12 protein-coding genes are annotated in these 11,876 nt (G+C 50.6%); 3 read left to right on the forward strand and 9 right to left on the reverse strand.

Going from position 1 to position 11,876, the window contains the following annotated elements; translation table 11 throughout:
• Positions 1-11: 11 nt before the first annotated feature.
• Positions 12-686: a LytTR family DNA-binding domain-containing protein gene (locus tag IMY23_RS06465; RefSeq protein WP_192821299.1), complete on the reverse strand. Its 675-nt coding sequence runs from the start codon at positions 684-686 to the stop codon at positions 12-14.
• Between the two features lie 51 nt (positions 687-737).
• Positions 738-2,243, reverse strand: a complete 1,506-nt coding sequence (locus IMY23_RS06470) for a sensor histidine kinase (protein ID WP_192821300.1) — start codon at positions 2,241-2,243, stop codon at positions 738-740.
• 367 nt (positions 2,244-2,610) lie between these two features.
• Between IMY23_RS06470 and IMY23_RS06475 the strand changes: the two genes are divergently transcribed.
• Together IMY23_RS06475 and IMY23_RS06480 are read left to right on the forward strand one after the other, a co-directional pair.
• A complete protein-coding gene (locus IMY23_RS06475) occupies positions 2,611-2,946 on the forward strand; it encodes a hypothetical protein (protein WP_192821301.1) in 336 nt (111 codons plus the stop codon).
• Between the two features lie 225 nt (positions 2,947-3,171).
• Positions 3,172-3,921 carry a hypothetical protein gene (locus tag IMY23_RS06480; RefSeq protein WP_192821302.1) on the forward strand — a complete coding sequence of 250 codons (750 nt, stop codon included), beginning with the start codon at positions 3,172-3,174 and terminating at the stop codon, positions 3,919-3,921.
• 48 nt (positions 3,922-3,969) lie between these two features.
• Here IMY23_RS06480 and IMY23_RS06485 read toward each other — a convergent pair whose 3' ends face one another.
• The 3 genes from IMY23_RS06485 to IMY23_RS06495 form a co-directional block, all read right to left on the reverse strand.
• Complete coding sequence (locus IMY23_RS06485; RefSeq protein ID WP_192821303.1) at positions 3,970-4,149, reverse strand: hypothetical protein; 180 nt, start codon at positions 4,147-4,149, stop codon at positions 3,970-3,972.
• A gap of 161 nt (positions 4,150-4,310) precedes the next feature.
• Positions 4,311-5,213 (reverse strand): YihY/virulence factor BrkB family protein, encoded by a 903-nt coding sequence (locus IMY23_RS06490; protein ID WP_192821304.1) that lies wholly within the window; start codon positions 5,211-5,213, stop codon positions 4,311-4,313.
• Positions 5,214-5,486: 273 nt separating this feature from the next.
• Positions 5,487-5,897, reverse strand: a complete 411-nt coding sequence (locus tag IMY23_RS06495; protein WP_192821305.1) for a hypothetical protein — start codon at positions 5,895-5,897, stop codon at positions 5,487-5,489.
• A gap of 302 nt (positions 5,898-6,199) precedes the next feature.
• On the opposite strand from IMY23_RS06495, the gene IMY23_RS06500 reads away from it, so the two are divergent.
• Complete coding sequence (locus IMY23_RS06500; RefSeq protein WP_192821306.1) at positions 6,200-6,556, forward strand: hypothetical protein; 357 nt, start codon at positions 6,200-6,202, stop codon at positions 6,554-6,556.
• 31 nt (positions 6,557-6,587) lie between these two features.
• On the opposite strand, the gene IMY23_RS06505 is transcribed toward IMY23_RS06500, so the two are convergent.
• The 4 genes from IMY23_RS06505 to IMY23_RS06520 all read right to left on the reverse strand — a co-directional run bounded on the left by IMY23_RS06505 (position 6,588) and on the right by IMY23_RS06520 (position 11,703).
• A complete protein-coding gene (locus tag IMY23_RS06505) occupies positions 6,588-7,019 on the reverse strand; it encodes a hypothetical protein (RefSeq protein ID WP_192821307.1) in 432 nt (143 codons plus the stop codon).
• Positions 7,020-7,139: 120 nt separating this feature from the next.
• Positions 7,140-9,356 (reverse strand): M3 family metallopeptidase, encoded by a 2,217-nt coding sequence (locus tag IMY23_RS06510; protein WP_225986428.1) that lies wholly within the window; start codon positions 9,354-9,356, stop codon positions 7,140-7,142.
• Positions 9,357-9,555: 199 nt separating this feature from the next.
• Complete coding sequence (locus IMY23_RS06515) at positions 9,556-11,112, reverse strand: DUF3943 domain-containing protein (protein ID WP_192821308.1); 1,557 nt, start codon at positions 11,110-11,112, stop codon at positions 9,556-9,558.
• A gap of 378 nt (positions 11,113-11,490) precedes the next feature.
• Complete coding sequence (locus IMY23_RS06520) at positions 11,491-11,703, reverse strand: PD40 domain-containing protein (RefSeq protein ID WP_192821309.1); 213 nt, start codon at positions 11,701-11,703, stop codon at positions 11,491-11,493.
• Positions 11,704-11,876 lie beyond the last annotated feature (173 nt).

The following is an 11,876-nucleotide window of genomic DNA, read 5'->3' on the forward strand; positions in this document are numbered from 1 at the left end:
AACTGGGATGACTAAAAGTGGAGATCCTGCATGAACGAAGCGCCCACCGGCACGTGCTGGCCTTTAATGGTAACTTGGTGACGTTCAATCTTGTCAATTTTGTGTTTGGCCACTATAAAGGAGCGGTGCACCCGTATGAATTCCTGCGCGGGCAAAAGTTCCTGCACTTCGGTCATGGTCAGGCGCGAGAGCAGGCTTTTGCCCGCTAGCACAAACGTGACGTAGTTCCCCGCGGCCTCTAAATACAGAATATCCTGGAACTGCACTTTCACTTGCTCATAACCCGTCTTCAGGAAAATATAGTCCTTGGCTTGCTGTTGGGCCCCGCCCCGGAGCAACAGTTGTTCCTGGGCTTTGTTGCAGGCTTTGATGAACCGGGGCAACGAGAACGGCTTGAGCAGATAATCAAGGGCATCTAACTCAAAACTGGTGACGGCATGCTCAGAATACGCGGTGGTGAAAATAACCAATGGCTTCTTCTGCAGGCTGGCCACAAACTCCAAGCCCGTGATGTCCGGCATGCGTATGTCCAGGAACACCACATCTACGGGTTCCTTCTGCAGGCATTCCAGCGCCAGAAACGCATCTGTGAAACAGGCTTTCAGTTCCAGAAACGGCACCTTGGCGGCATGCGAGCGCACCACTTCCAGGGCCATGGGTTCATCATCAACGGCAATTGCCTTCATGCAAAAAATTGTGAGGTGTCTTCCTAAAGGTACGGCTTTGGCGACAATCTTTTAGAGTTGCAAGGTGAGGTGCACAAAGTATTCCTCCTGGGTTTCCCTGATCACCAATTCATGTTTGTTTTTATAGAGGAGCGCCAGCCGTTGTTTCACATTGTCCAGACCCACGCCAGATTTTCCTTCCTCGGGGTCATGGGCGGGTTTGGGGTGCTTGCTGTTGTACACGTCAAAGAACAGCGTGGTGCCTTCCATGTGCAGACTCACTTTTATCCATGATTTCTGCTTTAAACTGATGCCGTGCTTGAACGCATTCTCCACAAACGGAATCAATAACATGGGCGCAATGAACCGCTCAGACAGCACGTCTTCAATGTTGGTGTGAATGTCAATGTTAGGCGAAGACGAAGTACGCAAAGACTGCAGTTCCACGTAATTACGCATGTACTCTATCTCCCTGGAAAGCAGTATTTTGTGTTGGTGGTTTTCATGGAGCATGAACCGCATCATGTCGCCTAGCATCTGTATGCCCTGGGCGGTGCGTTCACTGTTTTCCTGCAGGGCGGTGCCGTAGAGCGTGTTAAGCGTGTTGAACAGAAAGTGCGGGTTGATCTGGGACCGCAAAAAATCTAAGTTGGCGTTGGAGCGGCCCAGTTCCTTCTGCAGCACATGCACCTGCTCATTGCCAAGTATGTGCCGTTTGTAGAGCATCCAACACAAAGGAACGGTGATAAACAACTGAAAAATAGCATTACCTGCCCCAAACCCCAGGGCATCTTCCTCACAGTCACAGATCAAAATCATGAAAATGACCAACGGAAAAAAAGACACGGCCAACCAGAATAGACTCTTGCCCAGGTAAGCCATAAACGGTCTTTTCCTGTTGATAGAAGCTGGCAGCAGCCGGTAAAAAGAGAAGCAGTAAAATAATATCCCAAACGGCCCAATCAAACCCCAGGTCAAAATCAACTCTGGGTCTGCGTCAACAATCACCAGCAGGAACATAGAGACCATCCAGACAATAATGGCTGTGAGGGCGTCACGGGTGAGCACTTTAAAGCGGTTCTGCAGGGTTTCTGAATTGGCAAGAATATAGAGGCTGGCAAACTTCACAAAGGCATACAGCCCCAGCATCAACAACAGCGCAAACGCCCGGCTTAAACTTTTCTGAAAGATAAAACTGTAGCCATCCTGTTCCCATAAAAACCTTGAAAGCTCATAGCGTTGCAGGTAGGTATTGGTGATGCCCAGCACCAGCGCGGTCACCAGAAACGTGAACACTACCCAAAACGTGTTCAGCACCACGTTCTCTTTGGCCAGGAGTTTGGGAATCACTTTGAAATTGAGAAACAGAAAGGCCAGGTAGAGCACCACGTATTGCACCATCTCCGGGAAGATGAAGTTGCGGTAATAGCCAAACGGCACGCCTACTTTCTTGAAAAGGATCTCGTTGCTGTGGGCGCTGCCGGTATTCAGGAAAAACAGCGAAAAGACAAAGATGACCGTGGCCGCCCAAAACTCAACTTTTTGCAGGAATGATGGTCTTGTGAACAATTCTTTCATTTGGTACAGATTTTAAACAATGATAAGGGAAAGCACTTGGCCGAAATAAAAAATGTGATGAACCCCCGTTAAAATGTGACAGACGCCAAATTGGGAGATTCATGACAGCGAGTGAGTTGCGAATTATTCACCCAGGAAATGAATTTTACCGCCAGAACAATGGTTGAAAGAATAACCTAAAACACCAAGGAAGGGACCTGAAAATCAGATTTCACTGAATTTTTAGAACCTTGAAAAGATTACTCATCGAGTGAACCCTCTCATTCAACCGGTGAATACTGGGGTTAAACTAAAAGACACTTATCAGCCCTTGTTAATAGGTATACTTAAGGGTTATTTATAATTGATGTTCATGTCGAATCCGGCTTTGTTCGTAAGTCAAAAATATCTAGGTGTAAAAATTCTGGAGGAATTCAGAATGCCCGCCATTGCCTCTGGAGAATCTGGCAAGGCAGCGGAAGTGCTTGCCCTAAAATGCAAGTATTTCCTCAAGCACCTCTCAGACCTGCCCCAGAGCGCGGTTGTCCAGGCCAAATCTGCTGAATGGCACGTAGACATATTTCTGAAAGAGGCGTTCAATTACACCCACACCGCCAAACCAGATCTGCACACCTACCTGATGTCACTCTACAACGCCAGCCAGTCTTTCTCTGATTTCCTGCACACGTTGGGCGTAAATGCCATAACACAAGACAACTTCTAAGGTTCTTCCTGATTTTAAGTACCCCAAATTGGGTTCCCATGAAAAGGACTTTTCCTTCTCGTGTCCTTTCATAACTTCTTCTAGAAATTATTTTTTCAGCTTCCGTTTTCGGGCTCATTTCCAGAAATGAGCCCGAAAACAGGGAATTTTAGCTGAAGGTATAAGCCAGAACTTTGGAGACTTTGCCTTATATTCCTGCCATAAAATTTCAGAAACTGCTGCGCCATGTGGGACTCCCCTTCCGTTGACCTTGCCTTATGGGAAAAACTGGATGCCTTTGAATTAAATGACCCGTATGCCCCATTTCCTTTCTCTGCAAGGCTGGCGCGCGAAAACGGGTGTACCCAAGGCCATGCCTTAAAAGTGATGCGCGAATACAAGAAGTTTCTATACCTCTGCTGCATCTCCAACCAAACCATGGCTCCCTCAGACGCGGTGGACCAGGCCTGGCATGTGCACTTAACGTATTCCCATTCCTACTGGGTGGACCTTTGCCAAAACACTTTGCAGAAGCCGCTCCACCACATTTCCACCAACGGTGGGGAACAGGAAGCCGCCAGATTCCACCAGACGTATGAAAATACCTTACAGCAATATGTGACTGCCTTCGGGAAAGAGCCGCCGCCAGATGTCTGGGAAGATGTGACAGAACGATTCAAAAAAACCGATTTCAGACGTGTGAATTTGACGAAGCACCTGCTGGCCCGAAAGTTGGGACCTTTCAGTCTTTTGTGGTTTGGGCTTGCATGGGTGTTGGTGAATCTATACCTCTACACTGCCAATGGCGGTGGGCACCTGCTGAGTGTCGGGGTGAATTTACTGGTGCCGGGCCTTCTGCTTTTCCTGAAGATTCCGGATGTAACATTTATTGGCTTTGGCGGTAACTGGGGCAGTGGTTGCGGAGGTAGCGGCAGTGCTGACAATGACAGTGGCTGCGGAGGAGACAGCGGTTGTGGCGGCTGCGGCGGAGACTAAAGAATGAGGCACCTGCCGTAAATCATTTCGCACTCCAGCTCTGAAAACCTACTTTTTCTTACCGTCCAAAATGGCGCCGTACAACACCGGGCTAAAAAACCGAAGGTTCTCCACCAAACAGGCCATGTGGTAAAATTTGGCAGGATCAATTTCCTCGTTCTGGGCCAGGGTCACCAGGATATTCTCCAGGGCATCGGCGTATGAGGCATCAAACTCTTTTTCGGTCATGGGCAGTTGATACAGATAGCAAAGTAAGAACAAGTTCGCCGAATAAAAATTTCATCTTGGATGTGAATTGCTGACAATTTCATTAGAAAGCGTGATCCCAGGTAAATGAATTTCCCGTTTTCGGGCTCATTTCTGAAAATGAGCCCGAAAACGGAAAGCACCTATTCTTCCTTTTCAATTTCCTTCACTTCCACTTTCACGGCATGGTCGGCGGGCTGAATGGTTTTGTCATGTTCATCAGAATAAATCTGGGTGAATTTGGCGCCCAGCAGAAACACAATAGACGTGTAATACACCCACACCAAGAGCAACACCACCGAACTGGCCGCCCCGTACGTGTCGGCGAGCGGGTCATAGCTGAGGTAGATGTTGAGCAAGTATTTGCCCACCACAAACAGAATGGCCGTGACCGTGGCGCCCACCCACACGTTGACCCACCGTATTTTAGCATCGGGCAAAACCTTGTAAATCACCGCGAAGATCACCGTACTGATCAGCACCGACACCACCAGATTCCCGATGGTCATGAAGTAAACGGCCACCCCGGAAAAACGCGCGTGCAGAAAGTCATGCAGCACGCCCAGAATCACTTCAATAGACAAAGACACCAGGAGCAGAAAGCCCAGACTCACAACCATGGCCAGAGAAAGTACGCGGCTGACCACCAGATTGAGCCAGGCTTTGCCGGGTTTGGGTTTCACTTTCCAGAGGGCGTTGAGCGAGTCTTGCAAAGCCACAAACACGGTGGTGGCGGCAAACACCATGGTACACACGCCCACAATGGTGCCCACCGTACTGGCCGGCGACACACTGGCGTTCTGAATAATGGATTGAATCTGCTCTGCGCTCTCAAGCCCCACAATACCGCTGATCTGCTGCACCACCTGCCCCCGCACGGCCTCCACGCCAAACGCGGCGCCGGCAATTCTAATCATGATAAGCAACACCGCCGGCAAGGAGAAAATGGTGTAAAACCCAATGATGGCCGCATAGTCCAGGGGCCGGTCATCGGTGAATTCTACAAAGGTGCGTTTGGTGAGTTTCCAGGTGTAGGACCAATTCATGAAACGTGCCGATTGGGTGGATGAAGAGCATGTTTAAATTTGTCTTTTGCGCTACAAAAAGGTATCAAAAGAACCTGACTTTGCCATTTTATCACACCGTAGCGCTGCTACGCTGTTCAAAAATCGCTTCGCCAGAACCTTTCGCTCCACATTTTTCGCTTGCAAAACCAAAATATAAACAGGCTCTAAGACAGAAACCAAAAGAGCAGGCTGCTTCTCAAAGCCATGCCTGCTCTTTTTTTAAACGTTATCATTGGGTGAAAAACCAGTTGTTTACAAAGCGGGCAGCGCCGATGCCTTGCGTTTGAGGTTTAGTTCATGGCCGGGCTCCATTTCCTCGGGGCGGGAAAGCGCCGTTACCACCAACCCTACCAAGCCCATAGCTAAAAAGGTGTTGCGAGCTTTGGTGTTCCCGGCGAAGCCAAACAGCCAGGGAGCCGCCATGGAAAACATGCCGGTAGCCAAATCCACAGCAAGGTGGGCTTTGTAAGGCATCACTTTCACCGCGCCCCATTCGGCTTTGGTGACAAGGGCAGACACCAGAGCGCTGCCACTAATTGCCCGGCACAGGGTAGAGGCTGTTTCTTCTTCGGTAAAGCCCACTAATTCTGGGGCTGCTGCCACGGCGGGCACAAAGCCAGCGTCTGCCAGCCCATGCAAAGGTCTTGAAATTGGTTGCCACATAGAGATTCACGTTAAGGTTTTGCGTCAACGGCCCGGTCTGGAACCGCCTCTATTTCTCTACGGCAGGTAAATGGGTTGGTTTGCCCAAATTTCGGCAATTCTACTCACCCAATCAGAAAATAAGATTTGGGTGAAAGCCCCCGAAAACCCGTTTTTGGGCTCATTTCTGAAACTGAGCCCGAAAACGGAAAGTGCCTGGTTCTGCTAGGTTTGGCTGTTTACCAAAGCGAGTTTCTGGCCTTGTTCAGGATTTTCACACAGTGGCAAGCCTGTGTCTCTGGCAGAAACCCGTATATTGCGCCATGTTTGAAACTGAACTCCGGGTTGGGAATGTGGTCTATGCGTCTGGGGCCCCAGTGGTGCTGGACAAAGCGCGGCTCATCTCCATTCTGCAGGGAGACATGGCGGCCTATGCCCCTATTCCGCTTACCGTGGAATGGCTGGCCGGGGCAAATTTCAATGAACTGGAGCAGGAATACTCGTTTCCGCAATTAGACCAATGGGCGCTTGACCCCGCATACAAAGAGATTGTGTTCAACGGTGGCTACATTGCCACCAGTGCCCCGGTAGAATTTGTGCACCAACTCCAGAACTTCTTTTTTGTGATGACCGGCCAGGAACTGGTCTTCGGGGCTGCCCTGGTGCCGGAAAGTTTCTAGCCTTGCGTTCAAAGGCAATTTCAGCAATTCCCTACCGCTTTTTTCTGTTTTTCAGGTAAAGCCCTTTTTCTTTCTCACGCGCTGCCATGAGTTGTTCAAAGGTTTCGCGGTCCAGGGTTATCACGTAGTCCACTTCGCTGAGAATGGTCTGGTTTTCATCAAAATCATAAAACAGCGTGATGGCCAGGTACTTTTGCGGATTGTGTACATACTCCCCTTCCACCAGGTCATAGACCTTGAACGCCAACTCGCCTTCCGGCAGCTTTTTATCGGTGGCCAGGGCCAGAAAATCCCCGGTGATGACCAAGGGCGAATCCAGGTCATCTATGTAATCAAAATCCTGGTAATAGCGGCCGTCTTTTTTCTGGGTGAGGTACTCCACGCGGTCAATGTGCAGCTCAACGTTTTTGTTCTTGCTGCTGCGGTTGGGCGTGATGGCCTGTATGTTTCCTACTATCTTCATTTGGGTGTTCTTTGTAGAAGGTGAAACCTGCTGTGTTAAAAAGGCAGGAATCAACTTGCAGGTATAAAAGAAAATCCACCGGCCCATTATTAACGGCACCGGCGGATTTTCTGTGAAAAACTATTTCTTCTTGGCAGGCGCGGTAGGTACGGCAAAGCCGCGGTCACGCATGAGGGCGTCAATCTTGGCGTCACGGCCTCTGAACAAACGGTAGGCCTCGGCGGGGTCCATGGAATTGCGCGGCGCGAACAGGTACTTCACCAATCTTGTGGCTACTTCTTTGTCATAGAACCCGCCGGGTGCCTGCTCAAAAGCCTCGGCGGCGTCTGAGGTCAACACATCTGCCCACAGATAACCATAGTACCCGGCGGCATAGCCCTCACTAGAGAACACGTGCCCAAAGTGCGGCGACCGGTGACGCATAACTACTTCCTGAGGCATGTTCATGGCTTTCAGGGTTTCGCGCTCAAAAATGTCTGGGTTCAGGTTGGTGGGGTCTGCCATGTGGTATTTCAAATCCATGATGGCCGAACCCAGAAACTCCGTCGTACCGAAGCCTTGGTTAAAGGTAGCGGCTTTCTTGATTTTGGCGACTAAGCTGGCAGGCATTACCTGACCGGTTTTGTGGTGTTTCAGGAACTGGTTGATCACGCGGTCGGTAGACAACCAACGCTCCAGCAACTGGCTCTGGAATTCAGTGTAGTCACGCACGCCGCCGTTCAGGGTAGGGTATTTCACATTACTTGACAGGAAGTGCAGAGCGTGCCCAAACTCGTGGAAAAACGTGGTGGCGTCATTCCAGGAAACCAATACTGGTTCACCGGGCGCAGGCTTGATAAAGTTGGAATTGTTGGAAGCCAGCACCGTTTTATGACCGTTGAACGTGGTATGGCTGCGGTACGCCGAGGCCCAAGCCCCGGAGCGTTTTCCGGTGCGGGCAAAAGGATCTAAATACCAAAGGCCAATGTGCTTACCGGTGGTTTTATCGGTTACTTCCCACACTTTCACGTCTGGGTGATAGACCGGCACAGAACCCGCGGCCACCGGCGAAAAGTTATAATTGAACAATTCCCCGGCGGTGTAGAAAATGGCCTGCGTGAGGTTGCCCAGCTCCAGGTATTGCTTTACTTCGTCAGAATCCAGATCATACTTTTTCTTGCGCACTTTCTCTGAGTAATACAGGTAATCCCAGGGCGAAATGGTGATTTTCTGGCCGCTGGCAGTGGCAATGGCCTGCATGTCTTTGACTTCTTCTTTCACACGACCAATGGCGGCAGGCCACACGGCGTTCATGAGAGCCATGGCGTTCTCCGGGTTCTTGGCCATGCGGTTCTGCAGGCGCCAGTCGGCGTATGATTTGGCTCCCAGCAGTTTCACGCGCTCGTTGCGCAGCTGCAGAATTTTGGTGATGTTCTGGTTGTTGTCATGGGCATCGCCGTTGTCGCCACGGGAGTAGAAGGTGGTCCAGACTTTTTCGCGCAGCGCCCGCTGGTCTGAGTAGGTCAGGAACTGATCCACGGAGGAGCGCGTGTTGGTCACGGCGTATTGGCCGGTCTTGCCGCGTTCTTCGGCGGCTTTGGCGGCGGCCTTCACAAAACTCTCGGGCAAACCGCCCAACTGCTCTTTGGTGAGGTAAGTCACATATTTCTCCTCGTCAGCCAGGGTGTTGTTCCCGAAGGCGGTGTACAAGCTGGACAATTCTTTGTTGATGGCCGCGTAGCGTTGCTTGGAAGCTGCGTCTAACCCAGCGCCTTCCATCTGGAAGTTTTCATAAATCAACTGCACCACGCGCTGCTGGTCTGCGGGCAGCGGCGTTTTCTGGGCATTTTCATACACCGTTTTAATGCGGTTGAACAACTGCTGGTTCTGCGAAACCTTGGAACTGTACTCAGAAATCTTGGGGGCAATCTCGGCCTGAATCTTCCGGAACTCGGGGCTGGACAAATTGCTGCCCCAGATGCCATAATAGACAAAGGCGCGGTTCAGCGGTTCGCCGGCTTTCTCCATGGCCTCTAGGGTGTTGGCAAAGGTGGCAGGCTCGGGGTTATTGGCGATGGCGTCAATCTCGGCTAAATGCAGGGCCATGCCTTTTTCCATGGCCGCGGGCAAATGGGCCAGGTTCATTTTATCAAACGCCGGAACGCCGCCAAAAGGCCCGGTCCATTCGGCTAACAGAGGATTTTGCATGTCATTGGGAGGTGTAGCGGCAGCCTGCGAAACAGCCGCAGTGGCCGCGGTATTGTTGGTGGTTTGCGGAGGCGTGCTGGTGCAGCCAGCCACCGCCAGAACGGCAAGAAAACCCGAAGTTCGGCCCATGGGCCAGAAGTTATTTTTCATAAAAAGGAAATCAAAAAGTAAGGTTATCTGAAATGAAAACAGCGAACATCACACCTTAAAGGTACTACTTTTAAACGAAGGCGATAACCTCCCTAGTGCGTCTGGTCATGGTGGGGCATCTCCTAAAACAAAGAATTCCTGTTTTCGGGCTCATTTCTGGAATTGAGCCCGAAAACAGGAATTTATACGTGTTGGCCTTTTAGTTGTAGCGGCCTCTGCGTTGCGGGTCTTCCAAGAAAAGCTGCAGGAAAATCTTCTGGTCGGTGATTACGGAGCGTTGCGTAGGGAACATTTCTAGCTGGCGGCGGGTGGTGTAACCAAAATGCTCATAGCCCAAACTCACGTTCTTGAACAACCTGACCGTTACTCGCGGCCGCACAATGCCAATGGAGTTGGTGCCCTCCAGGCCCTCAAATGTTTTGAGCCAATAGTGGTAGTACACAAAGGCCAGAGACGCGTAGCGGCTCAAACTCAGGGTGCTTTCCAGCTTGGCATGCAAACCGGTGGTGTACACATAATCACGCAGGCCGTTTTCGTCTTTAGAGAAACGCGTGCTGTTTCCGGCCAATGGTATCACGCCCAAATGCACGTTATTGTAGAGATTGATCTGCTTGCTGACCGGCAGTCGGGTGAACAGCCCCGGACCGAACCCCAAGGCGCCCAAGTCAAAGTTGCGGGTGTTCCAGTAATCATAGTATTGGAATAGGCCAGTCATCACGTCCATCTTGCCCCATTTGCTGTTTTTGCCAAACAAGATGCCGTAGCCGGTAATGTTGTTGATGATGCCTGCGGTGGTGTCTTTTCCGCCGGCGCTCAACTCCACGCGCAGCCGGAAGAAATCAAACGGTTTGCGGGCCTGGTCTTCAAAAGGGTTGCCGTAATCCAGTTGGGCGTTGACCATGAATTTTTCATCGGCGGGGCCGAAGAAATCATCTTGCCTGTTGTTCTGGCGGTGCACCCCGGCAAAGAACGTGAGGTTGAGCGGCTCTTTCTCGTAGACTTCTTTGTTGGTGACCGTTTTGGTTTTGCCCTGCAGCAAGCGGTTAAGCCCGCGCACCGGATTAATCAAGCCAGCCGCCACTTCCCTGATCACCCGCTCACGGCCGGTGGTGCGGTCATCCAGAATATTGGAACTCACCCGGTACAGAATCTCGCCCAGCGCCGCGCCGTTTAAGGGCGTGTAAATCATGTCATTATAAGACGGCAAGGTATTCTCCCCGAAGTATTCCCAGGTCACGCTCCCGCCCGAGGCAAAACCCAACGAGGCCCAGTAATTGTAACCCTGGCTCCGGGCCGCATTGAAGTACAAGGTCCCCTGGTACGGGTGCCCAATAAAGTTAATCCCGAATTCGTCTGTGTCCCATTCCGGTTCAGTTCGGAGGTTCTTTTTCCAGGTGGCGGGGCTCACGTAGGCGTAATCGGCCTTGGCCACAAAGCGGTTGTAGCCCATGAACAAGCCGTTCACGCCCAATACCTGCAACGCCGGTTTCCAGAGCGGTTGGCGCTTGTTGTATTCGGGGTCATCATTGAGCAGGTCGCCGTATTTGTTGAAGATGGTGGTGTCTAGGAGAACTTTGTTGGTAGGCTCAGTGCCGCCCAGCGAATCAGTGAAGAGGCGTTTCTTGCGGTCTTTGATGCGTTCCAACTGCGTTTCGCGGCTGCCACGGCCAGGCTTGATGGTGTCTTGCTCAATTACCTGCGCAGGAAGTAGGGTCACCAAACCGAAGTAGAAAAAGAAAAGTAAGGTATATTTCATAAAAAGGGTAAAATGGGAAAAGTAGGACGGCGGCCTCAAAAAAAGGTAAGTTTTTTTGCCATTTCCTGTACCTACAGGCGTCATACGTAGAAACCAACTAAAAAGTGGTACACCTTGTTTTCCCCTGGTAGCTTCCCTTCGTTAAAAAAAGAATTGACTCCCGTTTTCGGGCTCATTTCCGGAAACGAGCCCGAAAACGGAAACCCCAGCAAGTCCTGTGTAAAGGTTTGATTCTGAAAAGAATTCTTGAGTTGATGTTCGAATGCTGAAGCACCAAACTTCCCACCCTCGCCTTTCCTGGTAAAATAAAAAAGCCCTGAAAAATTGAACCAAACAGATTCAGTTTTTCAGGGCTTGAAGAGTAAATGTAGTTGTAACCTACCTCCTTTTTTCCTCAGTGGCCAAAGCTTGTTTTTCCACTAGTTTCAATAACTCCTTCATCCGGACGCGGTAGATATTTCCTTCGCCGTTCAAAAGTTCTGTGGGCACACCGGGCGTTTCTTTGCTGAAACTGGCGAAGTACAAATACTTGCCGTCTGGGCTGAAAAAGCAGGCTAATTCAAAGGTGTTGAAGGCGTTGCCCAGGTTCACGCCTTTCGTTCAGGTTTCTTCTTTATGGCCAGGTACAGTTCACCCAGCTTTAATCCGTCTTTTAAATCCCAGGAAGACCAGGCCTGGTAGTTCGCGTTTCTGCAGATTATGGGCTTGGGCTGAAATGGAAATACCCAGAAGGCACAGGGCAGGCAGTATTTTTTTAAACATAA

It is taken from the genome of Rufibacter sp. LB8, assembly GCF_014876185.1.
Taxonomy (GTDB): Bacteria; Bacteroidota; Bacteroidia; order Cytophagales; family Hymenobacteraceae; genus Nibribacter.

What these genes read in the sequence shown, in the direction of transcription:
- IMY23_RS06465 (WP_192821299.1), bottom strand. Translation starts at nt 686, where the DNA reads ATGAAGGCAATTGCCGTTGATGATGAACCCATGGCCCTGGAAGTGGTG.
- IMY23_RS06470 (WP_192821300.1), bottom strand. Translation starts at nt 2,243, where the DNA reads ATGAAAGAATTGTTCACAAGACCATCATTCCTGCAAAAAGTTGAGTTT.
- IMY23_RS06480 (WP_192821302.1), top strand. Translation starts at nt 3,172, where the DNA reads ATGTGGGACTCCCCTTCCGTTGACCTTGCCTTATGGGAAAAACTGGAT.
- IMY23_RS06485 (WP_192821303.1), bottom strand. Translation starts at nt 4,149, where the DNA reads ATGACCGAAAAAGAGTTTGATGCCTCATACGCCGATGCCCTGGAGAAT.
- IMY23_RS06490 (WP_192821304.1), bottom strand. Translation starts at nt 5,213, where the DNA reads ATGAATTGGTCCTACACCTGGAAACTCACCAAACGCACCTTTGTAGAA.
- IMY23_RS06495 (WP_192821305.1), bottom strand. Translation starts at nt 5,897, where the DNA reads ATGTGGCAACCAATTTCAAGACCTTTGCATGGGCTGGCAGACGCTGGC.
- IMY23_RS06500 (WP_192821306.1), top strand. Translation starts at nt 6,200, where the DNA reads ATGTTTGAAACTGAACTCCGGGTTGGGAATGTGGTCTATGCGTCTGGG.
- IMY23_RS06505 (WP_192821307.1), bottom strand. Translation starts at nt 7,019, where the DNA reads ATGAAGATAGTAGGAAACATACAGGCCATCACGCCCAACCGCAGCAGC.
- IMY23_RS06510 (WP_225986428.1), bottom strand. Translation starts at nt 9,356, where the DNA reads ATGAAAAATAACTTCTGGCCCATGGGCCGAACTTCGGGTTTTCTTGCC.
- IMY23_RS06515 (WP_192821308.1), bottom strand. Translation starts at nt 11,112, where the DNA reads ATGAAATATACCTTACTTTTCTTTTTCTACTTCGGTTTGGTGACCCTA.